This window comes from Segetibacter sp. 3557_3, assembly GCF_004354985.1.
Classification (GTDB): Bacteria; Bacteroidota; Bacteroidia; order Chitinophagales; family Chitinophagaceae; genus Segetibacter.
Genome location: NZ_SMSK01000014.1, coordinates 143102 through 161748 on the forward strand (window position 1 = coordinate 143102; position 18647 = coordinate 161748).

An 18647-nucleotide genomic window follows, 5' to 3' on the forward strand; every position below is an offset into this window, starting at 1 on the left:
CGTACAATTGCGAAACGGACGGGTAACAAAAATTACATCGCTGCTCTTTTCCCTGGTCCAAATACAAAGCTCATTTGTATTGTGCCTGGTTCTGAGTGCTAAAGGTAAGGCGCAGTAAAGCCCAAGGTTTTCATCCCGCTTTTTACTTCGGGGCAGCTCGTAAACAGGTTCCACAACAATTGGCTCCTGTGGTTTTCAATCATCACTACAATTGGTGCCTGGTCGATTGCCAGGAACGAATTTGCAAACCAACCGTCCTTCAGCGAAAATGCATCAACAAAACCATATTCTTTCCATGCCTTGTCGCCAAGTTTGTAATAAAAGAACCGTAGTGCTTCCATCGATTCTGCTGGTGTATACGGCATTGATGAAAGTGCTGCTGTGGGTGCAATTACACCAACGTCGTTGTTTGGTGAACTTGCAGTATAACCATTAGGAATATCACTTGCAGTTAAACCCCAGCAAGAGGCGCTGTAGCCATAATGTCCTTTGGGATTTGCCTTGCAATACTCGTAATTTATCTTGGTGTGGTTTACCGCCTGTGTCTGGTAGTTGGCGTATTGATCCGATAAGCCATAGGGGTTTATACCCAAAAATGAATAGTGCTCAAAAAACAAGGGACCTCCCCGATCTGGTCCAAGTGGAAGTTCAAGGCCATAGTAGCGGTTGCCATTCCGTATGGATCCGTTACCTGCCCAACCCGCATCGTACACCAACTTCGGTATAGCGTTCGTAGGTGATGATGCTGCAAGCACATAGGTAATAAGGCACTCGTTCCAACCTTTGATTTGGAGGTTGATGTCCCATGCTGCAGTCGGGCTCCAGTGCCAGTACAGTACGTTCTCGTTGTTTTTTCTAAACCAGTTCCACTCTACCCTGTTCCATATGGTGTTGATGTCGTTGCGTAATGTTGTTTCAGCAATATTGTTTCCATTAAAGTATTGCCTTGCCGTTAGCAGACCCTGAACGATGAAAGATGTTTCTACCAGGTCGGCACCATTATCCCTCGCGCTAAACGGAACTACTGCACCGGTGGTTCCATTGATCCAGTGTGGAAAGGCGCCGTGAAACGTTTGCGCATTGTTTTTAAGAAAACCAACAATCTTCTGTAAACGTGCAAGTCCATCGGCACGGCTGATAAAGTTCCTGTTTATGCCGGCAATCATGGCCATGATTCCAAATCCTGAGCCTCCTGCGGTTACCACGTTTCCTGATGTATTTCTTTCTCGTGCCAGGCCCGAAACAGGATGGCCAAAGTCCCAGAAGTACTTTAGGGTTTGTTGCTGTACCAGGTCAAGCAGAGCTGAGTCGGATATACGCGGAAATTTGTCTGTTGAGTCTATCCCGGTATTGAGGGTTATACTTACCGGGTTTACCAACCGGCCACCCGATGCAGATTGCAAAGTGTTATCAATTGCAAGTGTGTACCTGCTAAATGCAGCCAGGTTATTTTGTGGCGTTACCACAACTGTTTTATCTGCATTTTCAAAGCGCGTACCCACGTTAACTGCCTGGCCGGTAGCATCCGTTAACCTGAGTGCTTTCTGAGCGCTGCCCCGGTCAACGGGTTCGGTAAAATTGAATTTAACGGCAGGGTTTACATTAAGTGCATTATAGATTAAGGTGCCATTGTAAACATTATTTACGGTAAACGACAAAACTGCGTCCGCAGGTGCCACAGCCTCCGTTTTCTTACATCCAATAGCACTGATCAAAAGGCAGAAAATTAATAGAGGCCCTGCTAGCTGAGACCGATTATCTACTACTTTCTTCAGTGCGTAATTTTGATTTGTCATTATATTATTTATCCTACCTATTGGAGGCATTTACGTTTACTATTTATTCGCTTTACCCAGGTTATAGAGTGCTTTGATGTGCGCATCCGGCAACGGGATGTTGAAGATCCTTAGTTCATCTAGTTGGCCCGTCATTGGGGCAAACGTTACATCGGTGTTGACCTGCTTTCCCGGAATACCATTGTAGTTTGACCCGATGATAACTTCATTTGGTTCCCATGATTTGAAGAGATTATTGCCGGTGCCCCGGTTTGGAAATCCACCGATTTTAGCGGCATCTGCCCAGATGTTGAATGTGCCCGAAACTCCATCATAAGTAAGTACAATATGTGTCCATTTATCGGGGCCGATCTTAGGCGACAAAGTATTGTTTACATTATCCTGCGACCCACCACCCACCGTGGTAAAGGTTGGCTGAATTCTAAGTACATCTAAATTCGTTGCGGGAAAGGCCTGTGTATTCAGGGCAAAATTGATGTTGCCATTAAACATCCCTGGCCTGGCCAGTTGAAAGAGCATGGTTCGCTTACTGCCATTATTTAATATTTTGACCCAGCTGCTGATGGAAAAACTTTGAAGTGAATCTGTTTTGAAAGCAGTGAATTGTTTTGCATAGTATAGATAGCCGTTATTCAGGCTTAATGCTTTTCCCTTTACACCGCCATCAACAAGGGCATCATTTGCCGTTGCAGTTGGGGCAGTTGCACTCTTCAATTCATTTTTGGATTCGTCGAAACTCCAGTAAGCAACAAGGTTTTTGGGATACACCTCATCAGAACTATTGTAGCCATCGATTTTACCGGCGTAGTCATTAGGAGAAACTGGTGAAAGGTTATTTGGATTACCGTCTTTTTTGCATGCGCTCACTAAAACGACAAACCCGGCAACTCCGCTAAACAGGAATGTTTTTATCAACTTCATATTTTTTTGTATTTGAAAGATTAATACCCCGGGTTTTGCGTTAACACCCCTTTACTCAGGTCTATCTGTGTTTGTGGAATAGGTAGCAGCCGATCACGGCTATCTACATAATTTGTTTTACCAGCGGCAGGTAGGGTTGTACCCGCGATACCCCAACGTACAAGATCAAAAAACCGCTCATGCTCCATAGCAAGTTCAACCCTTCTCTCCTGGCGAATCGCATTACGCAGTTGCGCCTGGTCCCTTGTAGAAACAGGTGGTAAAATGGTATTGTTTCCTGCTCTCGCCCTTGCACGAACAAGTTCCAATTTTTCGAGTGCTTCAGTAGTATTGCCCATTTCATTTGCAGCTTCGGCGTACATGAGTACAACATCCGCATAGCGCAGGATCCGCACATTCATCCACCAGCCAAATCGACTACCGACGGAGGATCTAAATGCCGGATTGGTATGTACCTTATGGTTGTACCTTGGATTGGGCACCGAAGTAGGCACAGCCTCCCCGTGAATGGTTGTGCCGCCAGCATACAATATCGTTCTTGCCCGGCGGGGATCGCCGGCTTCGTAAGCCGCCTCAAGGTATGTGCTTGGGCTGTTCCAACCCCAGCCAAGGTCCCATGCTCCCGCTCCCCTCACTCCCTGGATACTGGTGTATTGAATTCCCTGCGACGTTGGATTATTTGCATCAGCAGTGGCCTGTATCTCAAAAATCGATTCACTGCTGTTTTCACCGTCTTCGCTGAAAATTTTAGCGTATGGGGTCGAAAGGTCGTATTGCCCTGAGGTAATCACCGCATTAGCCGTGCTCATAGCAAGGGCCCATTTTTGTTGGGTCAGGTACACTTTGGCAAGTATACCGTTAGCCATTCCTTTAGTGGCCCGGCCAACAAACTTCGCATCCCATTTAAGGGGCAAATACATAGCAGCGAAGTTCAGATCGTTTTCAACGAAACTGTAAATCTGGGCAGGTGTGCTTTGCGGGATATTGTTTTGGGCTGCAGGATCTACGTAAAAAGTATCAATCAGCGGAACCCTTCCGAATAACCGAACGAGCATGAAATAAGAATAACCACGCATAAACCTGGCTTCTGCCTGGGTTTGCAATTTAACGGCTTCGGTTGCGGTAATAGCAGCATTAGTTCCGATTTGGTACAGGGTATTATTGCACTTGTTAATTAACCCGAAATAACCGGTCCACAATGCATTGGCACGACCACTGCTTGGCAATACGGGGAAGTTATCCATACTGATCAGGTCGGCGCCACCATCAGCAGGTGTGCTGCCCTTATCTGCATCATCGCTCCTGATGCTGGTGGCTGCAACAAACCCGTCAACGTGAACAGAATAACTTCTAAGGTCGTTATATGCCCCAAAAATAAATTGGTCATACGGACCGGAGCCGCCGGGGTAAGGATAGTTTGATTCGTCGTAACCCCCCTGGCGGTTTGTATCAAGGAGTTTACTGCAACCCGTAAGTATTATGATGATCGATAGCGGTATAAAAAGAACCAATAAGTATTTTGAAAGGAGTTTTGATTGTTTCATTACTGAAGATGTTTGAGTACTTGCTAGAAATTTACATTCACACCAAAGGAATAAGTTGCGGGCACAGGGTAAACGCCGTTATCGGCTCCCCCACCTAATATGCTGCCAATCTGCGCTTCAGGGGTATAGCCCGTTACCTGGCTCCAACTTACAATGTTTTGCCCGCTGAGGTATATACGGGCTTTTTGAATGCCGAGGAACGATAGTGCATTACGCCCGAAGGTATAGCCGATTTGCACCGTACGTATGCGGAAGTAGTCGCCGGGCTCCAGGTAGTAACTACTGAACAGGTAATTGTTTCCGCGGGAATTATCGAGTATGGGTTCGATGTTGGTGCTGCCTGGTGTTGTCCATGCATTTAACCTGTTGCTTTCGTAATTAAGCACCGTGAAGTTGGCTATGCGACGTTGAGTATAAATCTTATTTCCGGCAACTCCCTGGCCTTCAAACATCGCATCAAATCCCTTGTATCCGAAAGACAAACTTAGCCCAAAACTATATGGTGGGAAGGGTGTTCCAAGATAGGTACGATCAGCGGAAGTAATTAACCCATCGCCGTTGATGTCGGCAAAAGCAATATCGCCGGGTAGAGAATTTGTAAATGCAGCAGACTTGGTAATGTCGGCTGTTGTCTGGTAAATTCCGGTTTGCCTGTACCCGTAGAAGTAGCCGATAGACTTACCGGTTTCAGTAAGGTTTGCACCATTGTTCCCGATCAGCTGAAAATTTGTTTTGTCACCGATAGAATTCACGACATTTTCATTATAACTGAAATTGGGTGAAAAACTGTAAGTGAAATCTTTACCTATTTTGTCGGACCAACCCAGACTTAACTCAATTCCTTTATTGGTTATCTTACCCAGGTTGGTGAAATAACTACGGCTTTCATTAGGCAATGTAAGTGCAGTAAGAATATCGGTCGTTGTGCGATCATAAAGGTTTAATTCAGCGTTTAACCGGTTGTTGAACATCTTCATATCAAGACCCACATCAAATCCCCTTACAACCTCCCAATGAAGGTTCGGGTCAGGGATATAGGAGGCCTGTATGGCGGTGTACACATTGTTACCAAATACCGCTGTTGATGCATTAGAGATACCGGGGCGGTAAAGGTTATCGGCAAAGCCATTCGCATTTCCGGTTTCACCCCATGCTCCCCGCAACTTTAGAAAGTTGATGGTTTTAACATTGTTGAAAAAACTGTCATCGGTAACAACCCAACCAACACCAAGGCTGCTGAAAGTACCCCAACGATTTTCAGGAGCAAACTTGGAACTACCATCACGGCGAAGCGTAGCATTTAATAAGTACTTACCCTTGTACGCATAGCTCACACGACCAAATGCACCCACAATGGAACTTTCACTTCCGCCTCCCCCAAATGCACCCGGGTTATTGATGTTGATTGTGCTTAGGTACCAGAAGTCGGGATTATTTGGCACATTTACCGTTGTATCGCGACGGTTGCCATTGATGCTTGAACCATGGCTGTAGATAGAGGTAAAGCCCGCAAGTACTGTAAGCGCATGATCGCTGCCAAGCTTTTTATCGAAGGTTAAGGTATGATCCTGTTGAAACCTTTTTGATTCACTTTGTGATTGACTAACCCCAGTTCTTACTGTATTGTCGTAGGTAGTTGTAGTAGGATTGGTGCCTTCGCCCAGGTTAACAAATGCAAAAGGCAATGGTGAATAGTCCCTTGAATTATTAAAGCCAAGGTCAGTATACACCGTAGAGCGCCAGGTAAAACTTTTAAGAAACTTTACTTCTGCAAACAGGCTTCCAACAATTCGAAAGCCTTTGCTGATGGAGGTACGGGTATTACGATTTAGTGCCGCTACAGGATTGCCAACCTGTGCGCGCTGGAAGGATGGCATACTGTAATAAGTGCCCGTATCCGTTTTGATCGGAACAATAGGCGCCGCCCATAATGCATTGTTTAAACCAGCCGCTTCGGGATTTGATATCCAGTGAAAGCCGGTTATTGAACCACCAACTTTAATCTTATCATTGAACCTGATTTCTTCATTTAACCTTACGAGGTAACGCTTATAATTATCATATTTCAAAACGCCGTCCTGGTTGGTATAACCAATGTTTAACAGGGTGGTACTTTTTTCGCTGCTGTTCGAAAAACCAAGGCTGTTGATATTGATCAAAGCATCGCGGAAAATTTCATCCTGCCAATTTGTATTGGCTGTGTAATTGGTAAAGTCGAAAGGTGCCGCCCCAAGGTTTGATAACTGCGCCGCGTAAAGCTTTTTAAAACCTTCGGCATCGGTAACAGCAATTCTATTAATAACTCTTTGTACACCAAGCGAACTGGTAAAGTTAACCCGGGTTTGTCCGCGTGCAGCCTTCTTCGACGTAATTGCGATTACGCCGTTGGCACCCCTGAGTCCGTAGATGGCGATAGAAGATGGATCACGAAGTACATCGATTGTTTCGATGTCTGCAGGATTTAGGAAGTCAATGTTATCATGCAGTACACCATCAACCACGTACACCGGGCTTGCGCTATTGGTACTGTTGATACCACGTATGCGTACGACCGGGCTTGATCCGGCGTTTCCCGAGTTGGTAATAGTGAGCCCGGCAACCTTGCCCTGTAATGAAGCAATTGGGTTCGTGTTTGGCATACGAGCAACGTCTTCCCCTTTCACCGACGTAACGGAACCGGTGAGGTCGCGTTTTCTTTGGGTGCCATAACCAACAACAACTACCTGTTCCAATTGACCACTACTGGTGCTCATTGTTACGTTTATTGTTGACCTGTTGTTTACCAGCACCTCCTGCGAACCATAGCCAACATAAGAAAACACCAGCGTGGCGCTTTCATCTGCCGTTACCGTAAAGTTGCCGTTTACATCTGTGCTCGCGCCGACTGTTGTACCTTTTACTTCCACTGAAACGCCGGCAAGCGACTCCCCGGTGCCGGAAGTAACCTTACCCTTAATAATGATGTCGGCATACCTTGCCATTGCCGGCAAGGCACCATAACCCACCATTAACAAAAACATACATACTCTTAGCATTCGAACCTTTGAAAAAAAGCCCATCCCTTTGAACAAAGAAAGATTCACACCCATCGTTTTATTTTAGTTTAATTGATGAACAAAGTAAAACATCCTGCATTACTTCGTTTAAAACATCCTTGCCGCTGGCTAAGCACATTGTACACACGCAAATCAGAAGCGGTGAATAGCGCTGCCAAAAGCACAAGAGTGCGACGCAAGTAAAGCAAGATAGTAGTTCAACCGCCCGGTCCAAAAAAATCCTTAGTTGTAGCGATTAAGCATGTTTATCTTCCCTGCCGTTCCAGGATGCTTAATGCACTTATCTCCTGTGCAGACAAGGCTTTGTTGTAAATGCGCAGCTCATCGAGCTTACCGGTATATGGAAGCATCCACGACTCGGGTGCATTAAAAGGTGCTCCCAGCTGGTTTTGAAATGCGCCGATAATAAACCTTGTTGCACTTTTAAAATTTAGTGCGCCCAACGGGTTTGTTGCATCGGCTTTCCGGTCTTCAGCACCTGTCGCCAGTGGACGCTTCTGACCACTGACGAACCAACCGGCCTTGGAGGTTGTTTCGTCATACGTCCATGCAACGTGGCGCCAGGCATTGTACATATCATCGGCCCTCAGGTCTCCGCCTGGTTCAATCCAATGTTCAATATTTGCAGCCGTATTTTTTTCAAAATGCAACTTCATCAACATCTTGTTATCGGTACTGTTGTTTCCCTCAATCATCATGAAGAAGTTACCCCAAAAGGATCCGTCTTGTTTGGCAAGCATAAAAACACCTTGTGCGCCGCCATCGTGTTTTGCTGTATTGATCCATAAGCTTACCGTAAAACTGGTTAGTGTTGCTACAGGGCCGGGATTTTCGTAGGCGATAAATCCATTTGAAGAGCCCTGGTAAGCCTGCCCTTTAATACCCGGAACGAAGCTCGTGTTTCCGGAAGTTTTTCCACCGCTGACCCCGTTTTTAGCATCGGCTATTGTACCATCAAACGTAAAATGTGCAACCAGGTTAGCAGGGGATATTTCACTTGAGTTTACAAAGCCACCGGCAATCGGCGGGGGATCGCCTTTTGTAAAATCATCATCCAATTCGGGCTTCGAGCAGCCGGCTAAATACATCAGCAAGACGCCGACAAATACCTGCGAAAATTTTATATAGGATTTCATAAAGCTGTTGTTTTATAAATTAGTAACCGTTGTTTTGGGTAAGCCGACCACCACTGAGATCGCGTTGTGCATTAGGAATAGGAAAGACCTCGTTACGGCCATCGACAAATGGTTTGCCATGCGCCCTTAACACAGTACCGGCCCTGCCCTGGCGAACCAGGTCGAAAAAGCGATCGTGCTCCATAGCGAGTTCTGCCCGACGTTCGCGCCAGATATTTGCCTGCGTGCCGGTAGACGCCGGCAGGTTTGCACGCGACCGAACCATATTTAATTTGGCCGTTGCTTCAGCAGCATTGCCAAGCATCGCCTGTGCTTCGGCATACATCAGCAATACTTCTGCATAACGCATCAGCCTGATGTTTTTTGGCTTTGTATCCTTGTTGCTGGTAAGTTGGCCAGACTCTAACAGCGGGCTATGGTAAGCCTTGTAATTGTATCTTGGATTTTCTACGGAGTCCTGGGATGGGAGCCGGAAACCGTCCCATAGATAGGTGCCATTATCGCGACCGGCCACGGTTGGATTGATAAAAATAATTGTTGCGTTTCTCCTGGTATCCCCGGGTTCATAAAAGCCGGCGAGGTCGGCAGAAGGGCTGTTAAAGCCAAAACCAAGGTCGTTCCAGCCACCACGACCGCGTGGGCCCTGGCCATTGCTGTACAAGGGACTTACCGCGTTTTCAGCAACGTTCAATCCTGTTTGCACTTCAAATATCGACTCTGAATTGTTTGCGCCGCCAACACCACTAACCGCTTTTTCGCGGAAAACAAGGTTGTAGTTGGGAACCAAAGTATACTGGTTGGAGTTGATCACCCCCTGGGTAAGTTCCAACGTTTTTTGCCAGTTCTTCTGATACATATACACCTTGGCCAGGTAGCTTTGGGCAGCGCCCTTAGTAGCCCTGCCCAACTGAGTACCGGCGGTACCTTTTACCGATAAATTATCTACAGCAAACTGAAGATCTTCTAATATCACTGCATAGATATCTGCAACAGATGCGCGGGTCTGAAACTCGTCGCTATTTACTTCAGCAGGTTCGGGTACACGAACAACTTTTGGTACACCCCCAAATGCACGAACGAGGTTGAAGTAATAGAATCCACGAAGGAAGCGTGCCTCGCCAAGCAAACGATTTTTTGCAGTTGTTTCAATTGTACTGCTGTTCAGGATGTCGATAGCTTTATTTGCGCGGGCAATACCCAGGTAATGGCCGTTCCAGATGTTATTATAGATGCCATTTGCAGGGTTTGGCCTGAAGTTGTCAACATCACCGGCACCACCGGCATCATAGTCGGATGGTGTGCTGCCTTTATCTGAATCGTCCGAAGCTACATCGCCCAGTATTGCCCATTGAAAGCCAACGGTGCTATTATCAAAGCCACCAAGGTAAAGGGTATTGTAAACCCCTCCTACCAATTGGTTAGCGGCTTCGGGATCTCGCAATGCCTGCACTTCAGTTAACTGCCCTTGCGGATCGATCTCTAAAAACTTTTTGCTGCAGCCCGCAACCATCAACAGCGGAACAGCGAGCACCAGCAATTTATAATGAGTATAACGTATCATGTTCGTGTGTTTATGGGTGAGGTTTAAAGGCCAACGTTAACGCCGAAAGCGAACGTACGTGTGGTAGGATAAATGGTTTGTTCAATACCGGCATTCAGGTTATTGCCGCTAACGATCTCCGGAGTAAATCCACTATAGCCGGTGATGGTTAAAAGGTTTTGAGCGGTTACATATACCCTTAAACGTTGAAAGCGGTTTGCCAGCAGGTTACCTGGCAAAGTATAACCCAGCGTTAGGTTGTTGATGCGCCAGAAGCTTCCACTTTCAAGAAAATAAGTAGATGCGGGTAGTTGGTTCAGGTTCGCTCTTGGAATGTTGGTGCCCGGGTTATTTGGGGTCCACCGGTTTTTAGCCACTTCTGTTTCTACGTTGTCGCGGGCATCTGAACGTGCAGCCTTTTTTGCATTGTAAATCTTACCGCCTGAAGTGCCATAAGAGCCAAAACTAAAATCGAAAGCGGCATAGTTAACGGAACCATTTAAACCGAACGTAAATTTTGGTTGGTAAGAACCGCTATATGCACGATCGAGGTCGTTGATTATGCCATCGGGTTTACCATTTGGTCCACTAAGGTCTTTATACCTAAGGTCACCAGGTTGGGCATTGGGTTGCGCCGAACCTGTAATCTCAGCAGCATTTTGAAATATACCGTCGGCCTGCAGTATGAAGAAGCTGCCAATGGTTTGCCCGTTATCTGATTTGGTGGTAAACCCCTGGCTTCCTACCGAACCGCTGGTGAGTGCCTGGCCGCCATTTAAACCTATAATTCTGTTTTGGTTGAAAGCAATATTACCATTCAGGTTGTAGTCGAAGTTTTTGCTTACCCGGTCGGTCCAGTTAAGGCTAAATTCAACCCCTTTATTGGTGAAGTTGGCAGCATTGGTGGTGTATTGATTATCGATATCGCCCAATACCTGGCCGTTAAAAAAGATGTTGATCAGCGCGTCTCTTGTGGTCTTATGGTAGTAGTCAATTGTGCCCGAGAGTTTGTTTTTTAAAATAGCAAATTCCAGCCCGAGGTCATACTCTTCGGTGGTTTCCCACTTCAGGTTTTTATCTACCGCCTGGTTAAAAGATATACCGAGGTATTCGGATCCATTATAATAATACGGAACGTTGAGTGTCGCCAGTGGGTTGTACAAATTGCTGCTGATCTGGTCGTTGCCTACCCGCCCCCAGCTTGCACGTAGCTTTAGGTTGTCGAAAAGGTTTTGGCCCGCCATAAAGTCTTCTCTCGAAATGTTCCATCCCAAACCAATTGATGGGAAGTAGCCCCATCGATTTTGCGAAGGAAAGCGCGAGGTGGCATCGGCCCGGTAAGTTGCCGTAAGCAGGTAACGGTTATTAAAACTGTAATTCAGCCTGCTCAGGTAAGAGTTTCTTGCCCACCTGTCACCGCTGTTTGCGTTTGTTGCCGATGCAGGCACACCCGCATCCAGGTACCACTGGTCTTCATTTTCAGGTACGTCCAAACGGGTTCCGCGGGTTGTATTAAACCGGTATTCTTCGGCAGTGGCTCCAACCAGCAGGCTAAAATTGTGCGCGCCGATCACCTTAGTGATGGTTGCAGTATTATCCCAAACCCACTTGTTGCTGTTATCTGCCTGCAGCGCAAGCTGGCTCCGGTTAACCAACTGGTTTCCACCGGAGGTTAAGAAGATATTGTTAGCACCGGTATTGGTATACCTATAACGGTAAGTGCTATTGCGGTAAAAATTTAAATCTACGCCGTAGCTGGTACGTAGTGTTAACCAGGGTATGGGTTTATACTCCCCGGAAAACGTACCCTGCAACCTATTGCCCATGCTGGAATTATTTAATTTTTCCAGGTTAAGCAATGGGTTTGAAATGTTGTTTGAGAGCGAGGTGTTACCGTAGAGCTCGCCTACCTTGGCAGGCACGTATGGCGCGGCGCGGTAAGCGATATCAAAAACACCGAGGTCAACATCACGCAAGTTTGTCCGGCTATACGATACCAGGGTTGAAAGCCGTAACATACGGCTCAACTTATATTCGTTGTTCGAGCGCAAGGTGAAACGTTCAAAGTCATTTGTTTTAATGACACCGCCATCACCCACATAGCCCGCACTCAAAAAATAATTGATGCTTTCACTTCCGCCAGAGATGGAAACGTTGTGATTCTGCTGAAGGCTCTTCTTGAGGATCACATCATACCAATCGGTATTGCCACCCGCCGCCAGTTGTGCGCCCCTTATGAGGCTGTCGCCACTCCCATAATAAATGCTCGCTTCATTAACATAATTGGCATATTGATTTGAGCCAGCCATATTCACCAGCCTGGCCACTTCTTTTACACCAACAAGCCCATCGTAAGCTACTACCATCTTGCCCGTGCGTCCTTTTTTAGTGGTAATCAGCAGCACACCGTTTGCTGCACGCATGCCATAGATTGCGGTTGCTGACGCGTCTTTTAGAATATCCATGCTGGTGATGTCTGCGGAGTTGATGTTCCTGATATCATCCGTGATTACACCATCCACTACATATAATGGTGCCGCTCCGCCCAACATGGTGCCTACTCCCCTGATGCGTACCGTTGGTGAACTATTGGGGTCTCCTGAGGTAAGAATTTGTACGCCTGCAACCTTTCCTTGTATGGCCTGTGCTGCAGTAAGCACGGGCTGCTTTGCAATTTCGGCCCCGCTTACGCTTGCAACAGAACCGGTAACATCCCGCTTGCGTTGGGTACCATAACCAACAACAACAACCTGCTCCAGCTGACCTGAGCTGGCATTGAGTGTTACGTTAATAACCTGTTTTCCGGCAACCGGAACTTCCTGCGTAGTATAACCGATTGACGAAAAAACCAATACCGACGTCTCGCTTGCCGAAATGCCATAGTTGCCTGTTGCATCGGTGCTTGTTCCGCGGGCTGTTCCCTTTACCTGTACACTAACACCACCAAGCGCATTGCCGCTATCGCTGGTTACTTTACCGGTGACCAGGAAACTGGTGTTCTGGCCAAACAAGACGGAAGAACATAAAGTGAGGGTAAAAAAGAAAAATAAAAAGTTCAGACGCCAGGTACCGGCATCCTTGTTAGGAGTTGAATTCGATTTCATATGGAAAGTATTTGTGAATTTATCCGGCTATTGCCGGAAACAAAAAGCCTGCGTACTCAGTTAAACGATGGTGGAGAAAGATCATGAAGGATCGAAGATTGGATTATGCACATCGTTAAAGATTTAGCTGGAGAAAGTCGTTGTTAATGAATCACTAAAACCATACCATGCCGCCTCAAAGATGCTATCGGCATCCTACACTTAACACCTTCATCTAAAAGCAACTGCCGCCTTTAAATAACCCTTGTCAACAGCAGCTATTCCGCTTAACAAACATACTAACAACTGTTAGTTTTTTATAATAAACTTACCTACATTTGAACATTAAACCACGGGTATGATGTCGACGGAACCAGAAGTTTCTTTTACTAATAAAATTGACCAGGAAATTAAAATCGAGCCGAAAGACTGGATGCCTGAGCAATACCGTAAGATGCTTATCCGGCAAATCAGCCAGCATGCGCACAGTGAGATTGTAGGCATGTTGCCCGAGGGAAACTGGATTACGCGTGCGCCTTCACTCAAAAGAAAAGCTACGCTTATTGCAAAGGTCCAGGACGAAGCAGGACACGGACTTTATTTATACAGTGCTGCAGAAACACTTGGTATCAGCAGGCAGGAAATGCTGGATCAGCTGCATTCCGGCAAAGCCAAATATTCTTCCATTTTCAATTATCCAACACTAACCTGGGCCGATATTGGCGCAATTGGCTGGCTCGTTGATGGTGCCGCTATTATGAACCAGGTACCGCTGTGTAGAAGCAGCTTCGGACCTTATGCACGGGCAATGGTGCGCATCTGCAAAGAGGAAAGCTTTCATCAACGACAAGGTTTTGAGATACTCCTGACTTTGAGCCGTGGCTCCGATGCGCAACGCGCGATGGCGCAGGATGCACTGAACCGCTGGTGGTGGCCGAGTGTAATGATGTTCGGACCGAAAGACGACGAGAGTCCAAACACACTGCAAAGCATGCGTTGGAAAATCAAACGGTTTTCGAATGATGAGTTGCGGCAAAAGTTTATTGATGTTTGTGCGGAGCAGGTAAAGTTTTTAAACCTCGAATTGCCCGACGAGCACCTGAAGTGGAACGAGGAAACCCGTCATTACGATTTTGGCCCGATCAACTGGACCGAGTTCTGGCAGGTGGTTAATGGTAATGGCCCTTGTAATAAACAGCGGCTTGATGCACGCCGCAAAGCGCATGACGACGGACAGTGGGTACGGGATGCTGCGGCAGCTTATGCCGATAAAAAACGACAACAACAATCACAGGCGGCAGCCTGATAACTTATATGGTGAAAGGGAGCCATGGCCTTTAACAATTGCTTGCTGTTTGAATACCCGCTCCCTTTTCACCATCTTATTAATGTGTAATTATGAACCAGGACTGGCCTTTATGGGAAGTCTTTATTCGCGGCCGGCAGGGGCTCGACCACAAACATGTGGGCAGCCTGCACGCCGCCGATGCAGCTATGGCCATTGAAAACGCGCGTGATGTTTATACCCGCCGCATGGAAGGCATTAGCATATGGGTGGTTGAAAGCCGCAACATACATGCAAGCAATCCGGAAGAGGCTTCCAGCTTATACGATCCGGCAAACGACAAACCTTATCGTCATCCCACCTTTTACGATTTGCCTGAGGCGTTGAAGCACATGTAATTTGGGAACAAGTTGATAGGTTGATAAGTTGATAGGTTGACTGGTGTGATAAGTCGGCAGGCTGTGAATTTTTAGGGGAGAAAAAAGCTTTTCGCTAAAGTATTAAGTGGGGTAATTTCGTTTTTGGGCCCGGCATAGGCGCATGGGGCAGCATCGTTGCGTCGCACTCTTGTACTTTGATATCAATTAGCAGCTTAAGTTTTCCTCCTAGAAATCTCGTAAATCGAAGTATCTTCTTTTGCTTAATAGTGGCTAGTCTCCCACTAACAACTTTGAAAACAATGAGCGAAACTCCTCATCAAAGTTTTACACAGCTCGACGTTTGGAAAAAAACACGAGTATTTAAAAATGAAATCTTTGATGTTGTTAAATCATTTCCAGCTGACGAGAAATACCGGCTCGGCGATCAACTCATTCGTGCGTCAAGATCGATAAACGCCAATATATCCGAAGGGCACGGGAGGTACACTTTCAAAGACCAACTGCACTTTTGCATTCAGGCACGCGGTTCGCTTAGCGAGTGTTATAACCATCTTATTGATGCGTATGACGCCAAATACATAGACAAAGAAAAACTTCAATATTTAAAGAACTTCATCGATGAAATAGAACGATTATTAAACGGTTACATCAGCTGGCTCAGAAAGAATACCAGCACCTGATCCGTCGCTGACAACCTATCAACTTATCAACCTATCAACTTATCAACTTATCGACTTCCAAACTTACATACTGCCGACCTACTCCCTCCACCTTGCCGACAACGCCCTGATACTGGGGCATAGAAACAGTGAGTGGACGGGACATGGACCCATACTGGAACAAGATATTGCGCTAAGCAATATTGCACTGGACCTGGTTGGACATGCACGCAATTTCTACCAATATGCAGCAACGTTGATAGACCCGGTTAAGTCGACTTTTGCAACGTTCAGGAATATCGGAACAACCATTACCGAAGATCACCTGGCTTATTTACGCGATGCCGGTGAATACCGGAATGTTCAGCTGGTAGAACAACCCAATGGCGACTGGGCACACACTATCCTGCGGCAGTTTTTCTTTAGCACTTATCAATATTACCTGTACACCGACCTGTTGAAAAGTGGGGACAGGCAACTGGCAGCGATAGCTGAAAAATCTATAAAAGAAACCACGTATCATCTTCGCTGGAGCAGTGAATGGGTGATCAGGCTCGGCGACGGCACAACAGAAAGTCATGAAAGAATGCTTGTTGCGATCAGTAATCTTGAGCCATTTACACCAGAGCTATTCAACCCGGCCCCATTTGAAAAACAAGCCGCCGCGGCCGGCTTTGGTGTTGACCCTGCGGCGCTCAAAGAACGATGGATGGACAAGGTAGAAACCATATTCAACGAGGCTACCCTTCAACTAACAAAGGACAATTTTTTTGTCACCAACGGAAAAGAAGGATTCCATTCGGAGCACCTGAGTTACCTTTTGTCGGAGATGCAATTTCTTCAACGAACCCACCCTGGCGCAACCTGGTGACTGGGGCCGGATCACAACTAAGCAGATGAACAGCGCAACAGCAATTCCTGGAAGAATATACGACATACTGGAAACGGTGAAAGATCCTGAGTTGCCAGTATTGTCCATACTCGATCTTGGCATCGTGCGCGAGGTACACTTGCCGGATGAAAATGATAGCCGTAAGATTAATATTGTGATTACTCCAACTTACAGCGGCTGCCCAGCCATGGACCTGATTGCATTGCAGGTAAGGGTTGCATTATTACAACATGGCTTTAAAGATGTACAGGTCACTACCAGCCTTTCCCCCGCATGGACGACAGCCTGGATGACCCACAACGGAAAAGAGAAGTTAAAGGCATACGGGATAGCACCTCCAAACGCAGTACACAGCGTTTGTTCTCCTGATGCATTCCAGGCCGATGAAGCAGTACAGTGCCCACGCTGCGATTCCTACCATACCCGGCTCATCAGCCGGTTTGCAAGTACAGCCTGCAAATCGATGTACCAGTGCAACGATTGTAAAGAGCCGTTTGATTATTTTAAATGTCATTGAGCTTAAATTGCAGCTACTAAATTGAAGCTATGCCTGCATTAATTTTTGAAACCAGGGAACAGGTCGCATTTATTACATTAAACCGTCCGGATAAACTGAATGCGTTTAACCACAAAATGACGGAGCACCTGCAGGCGGCACTGGACGATTGCGCCGCACCCCATATCCGGGCTGTAATGATCACCGGTGCAGGTAAGGCATTTTCTGCAGGACAAGACCTTGCTGAGTTAACCGACCCCAATTTTCCGGGTATGAACCATATCTTGTCGGAGCGATACAATCCGTTGGTTTCAAAAATCCGACGCTTATCAAAACCGGTTGTTGCAGCCGTTAATGGCGTTGCTGCAGGTGCAGGGGCCAACCTTGCTTTATGTTGCGATATCATTGTTGCGGCGACCAGTGCGTCTTTCATTCAATCATTTAGCCAGATCGGATTGATACCTGACACCGGTGGAACTTTTTTCCTTCCCCGCCTGGTTGGATGGCAAAAGGCAAGTGCGTTAATGATGCTGGGTGAAAAAATTTCCGCAGAGGATGCAGAACGTTTTGGAATGATATACAAAGTTTTTGATGATGCTTCATTTTCCGAAAACGCCATAGCGCTTACAAACCGGCTTGCGCAGATGCCCACAAAAGGCCTGGCTTATATTAAACAGGCACTAAGATGGTCGATTAGTCATACAATGGATGAGCAGTTGCAAAATGAAGACAAGTTGCAACAGCGGGCCGCTGCGACAAACGACTTTAAGGAAGGCGTTGCTGCATTCCTTGAAAAGCGATCCCCCGTTTTTAAGGGCGAGTAGCCCGGGCTCCAACTACTAAGTATTAATCACACCAGATCTTTCGATTGCAATTGGAACAATGCTGCCGTTGCACAGGGAAAACGCCGGTTAAAAGGGAACCGGAACTACCGACCACTTGTCGAGGGTTCAAGCACGAATTAATCGGCATCAAACCCTGAACGATTGACATCAACCCCGCGTGACAAGATCCAGTTTGCTTACCAGGTAATTGGGTTATTAAATCTGGAAAAAACCAATACCACAAATTTCAAAAATGTTTTACTGCTTCAACGGCTTTACACCTGTGGTACATCCGGGTTCTTTTGTGCATCCGCAAGCTGCAGTTACCGGCAATGTTATAATCGGCAAAAACGTATACATAGGGCCGGGCGCTGCGCTCCGGGGCGACTGGGGTGGAATTGTGATTGAAGATGGCTGTAACGTGCAGGAAAACTGTACGATCCACATGTTCCCGGGTGTTTCAGTGCTCCTGAAAGAAGGTGCGCATATTGGTCACGGGGCTGTTATTCATGGGGCGACAATCGGGCGCAACTGCCTCGTTGGTATGAATGCCGTTATCATGGACAATGTGATCGTTGGTGATGAATGTATCATTGGCGCGTTAAGCTTTGTAAAAGCAGGTGATAACATCCCGGATCGCAGCTTACTGGTTGGAAACCCTGCAAAAATTATCAAGGAGGTTAGCGACGATATGATTGCCTGGAAAACGGATGGCACCAGGTTATACCAACAATTGCCACAGCAGATGTTTGAAGCTTGGAAGGAATGTGATCCGCTTACCGAACCAGAGCCAGGCCGGCCGGTACAGCCGGCAAATTACTTTACGTGGAAAAAGAACCGGCCTTAGCTTTTCTTAGCATGAAAACCTCTCTGAGACAAGGCGAATTTAAATCTATGTCGGCTGGTATTGTCAAGAACTTGCTGTTGCACGCATAACCTTACAAGTGCTATTGTGTGTATGCTAACAATGGCACCCGGGTATCCTGGATTGAACGGATTGCCACAGATTTTTTTTAAAGCGAATAGGCGACAGCT

Annotated in this window: 14 protein-coding genes; 7 read left to right on the forward strand and 7 right to left on the reverse strand. The window is 46.6% G+C overall.

What is annotated here, in order from left to right; translation table 11 throughout:
- Positions 1-98 precede the first annotated feature (98 nt).
- From EXU57_RS18590 to EXU57_RS18620, 7 genes are all read right to left on the reverse strand, one after another.
- Positions 99-1679 carry a glucoamylase family protein gene (locus tag EXU57_RS18590; RefSeq protein ID WP_243745653.1) on the reverse strand — a complete coding sequence of 527 codons (1581 nt, stop codon included), beginning with the start codon at positions 1677-1679 and terminating at the stop codon, positions 99-101.
- A gap of 156 nt (positions 1680-1835) precedes the next feature.
- A complete protein-coding gene (locus EXU57_RS18595; RefSeq protein ID WP_133269740.1) occupies positions 1836-2717 on the reverse strand; it encodes a LamG-like jellyroll fold domain-containing protein in 882 nt (293 codons plus the stop codon).
- A 20-nt stretch (positions 2718-2737) separates the two neighbouring features.
- Positions 2738-4261, reverse strand: a complete 1524-nt coding sequence (locus EXU57_RS18600; protein WP_133269741.1) for a RagB/SusD family nutrient uptake outer membrane protein — start codon at positions 4259-4261, stop codon at positions 2738-2740.
- A gap of 23 nt (positions 4262-4284) precedes the next feature.
- Complete coding sequence (locus EXU57_RS18605) at positions 4285-7344, reverse strand: SusC/RagA family TonB-linked outer membrane protein (RefSeq protein WP_243745654.1); 3060 nt, start codon at positions 7342-7344, stop codon at positions 4285-4287.
- A 218-nt stretch (positions 7345-7562) separates the two neighbouring features.
- A complete protein-coding gene (locus EXU57_RS18610; protein WP_133269743.1) occupies positions 7563-8453 on the reverse strand; it encodes a LamG domain-containing protein in 891 nt (296 codons plus the stop codon).
- 19 nt (positions 8454-8472) lie between these two features.
- The gene (locus EXU57_RS18615) at positions 8473-10014 is read right to left on the reverse strand and encodes a RagB/SusD family nutrient uptake outer membrane protein (RefSeq protein WP_133269744.1); all 1542 of its coding nucleotides are present in this window, start codon (positions 10012-10014) and stop codon (positions 8473-8475) included.
- Positions 10015-10037: 23 nt separating this feature from the next.
- The gene (locus tag EXU57_RS18620) at positions 10038-13097 is read right to left on the reverse strand and encodes a SusC/RagA family TonB-linked outer membrane protein (protein WP_133269745.1); all 3060 of its coding nucleotides are present in this window, start codon (positions 13095-13097) and stop codon (positions 10038-10040) included.
- A gap of 337 nt (positions 13098-13434) precedes the next feature.
- On the opposite strand from EXU57_RS18620, the gene paaA reads away from it, so the two are divergent.
- From paaA to EXU57_RS18655, 7 genes are all read left to right on the forward strand, one after another.
- Positions 13435-14382, forward strand: coding sequence for a 1,2-phenylacetyl-CoA epoxidase subunit PaaA (gene paaA, locus EXU57_RS18625; protein ID WP_133269746.1), 948 nt, complete (start codon positions 13435-13437; stop codon positions 14380-14382).
- A 92-nt stretch (positions 14383-14474) separates the two neighbouring features.
- Positions 14475-14759 (forward strand): 1,2-phenylacetyl-CoA epoxidase subunit PaaB, encoded by a 285-nt coding sequence (paaB, locus tag EXU57_RS18630; protein WP_133269747.1) that lies wholly within the window; start codon positions 14475-14477, stop codon positions 14757-14759.
- Positions 14760-15040: 281 nt separating this feature from the next.
- Positions 15041-15421, forward strand: coding sequence for a four helix bundle protein (locus tag EXU57_RS18635; protein ID WP_133269748.1), 381 nt, complete (start codon positions 15041-15043; stop codon positions 15419-15421).
- Between the two features lie 70 nt (positions 15422-15491).
- Positions 15492-16271, forward strand: coding sequence for a 1,2-phenylacetyl-CoA epoxidase subunit PaaC (paaC, locus tag EXU57_RS18640; RefSeq protein ID WP_207955531.1), 780 nt, complete (start codon positions 15492-15494; stop codon positions 16269-16271).
- 25 nt (positions 16272-16296) lie between these two features.
- Positions 16297-16809: a 1,2-phenylacetyl-CoA epoxidase subunit PaaD gene (gene paaD / locus EXU57_RS18645; protein WP_133269750.1), complete on the forward strand. Its 513-nt coding sequence runs from the start codon at positions 16297-16299 to the stop codon at positions 16807-16809.
- 29 nt (positions 16810-16838) lie between these two features.
- On the forward strand, positions 16839-17612 hold the full coding sequence (locus EXU57_RS18650; protein ID WP_133269751.1) for an enoyl-CoA hydratase-related protein: 774 nt from the start codon (positions 16839-16841) through the stop codon (positions 17610-17612).
- Positions 17613-17865: 253 nt separating this feature from the next.
- Positions 17866-18459: a transferase hexapeptide repeat family protein gene (locus EXU57_RS18655; protein ID WP_133269752.1), complete on the forward strand. Its 594-nt coding sequence runs from the start codon at positions 17866-17868 to the stop codon at positions 18457-18459.
- Positions 18460-18647 lie beyond the last annotated feature (188 nt).

Excerpts from the sequence above, each read along its gene's own strand:
- EXU57_RS18595 (WP_133269740.1), bottom strand. The coding sequence starts at position 2,717 with ATGAAGTTGATAAAAACATTCCTGTTTAGCGGAGTTGCCGGGTTTGTC.
- EXU57_RS18600 (WP_133269741.1), bottom strand. The coding sequence starts at position 4,261 with ATGAAACAATCAAAACTCCTTTCAAAATACTTATTGGTTCTTTTTATA.
- EXU57_RS18610 (WP_133269743.1), bottom strand. The coding sequence starts at position 8,453 with ATGAAATCCTATATAAAATTTTCGCAGGTATTTGTCGGCGTCTTGCTG.
- EXU57_RS18615 (WP_133269744.1), bottom strand. The coding sequence starts at position 10,014 with ATGATACGTTATACTCATTATAAATTGCTGGTGCTCGCTGTTCCGCTG.
- EXU57_RS18620 (WP_133269745.1), bottom strand. The coding sequence starts at position 13,097 with ATGAAATCGAATTCAACTCCTAACAAGGATGCCGGTACCTGGCGTCTG.
- paaA (WP_133269746.1), top strand. The coding sequence starts at position 13,435 with ATGATGTCGACGGAACCAGAAGTTTCTTTTACTAATAAAATTGACCAG.
- paaB (WP_133269747.1), top strand. The coding sequence starts at position 14,475 with ATGAACCAGGACTGGCCTTTATGGGAAGTCTTTATTCGCGGCCGGCAG.
- EXU57_RS18635 (WP_133269748.1), top strand. The coding sequence starts at position 15,041 with ATGAGCGAAACTCCTCATCAAAGTTTTACACAGCTCGACGTTTGGAAA.
- paaD (WP_133269750.1), top strand. The coding sequence starts at position 16,297 with ATGAACAGCGCAACAGCAATTCCTGGAAGAATATACGACATACTGGAA.
- EXU57_RS18650 (WP_133269751.1), top strand. The coding sequence starts at position 16,839 with ATGCCTGCATTAATTTTTGAAACCAGGGAACAGGTCGCATTTATTACA.
- EXU57_RS18655 (WP_133269752.1), top strand. The coding sequence starts at position 17,866 with ATGTTTTACTGCTTCAACGGCTTTACACCTGTGGTACATCCGGGTTCT.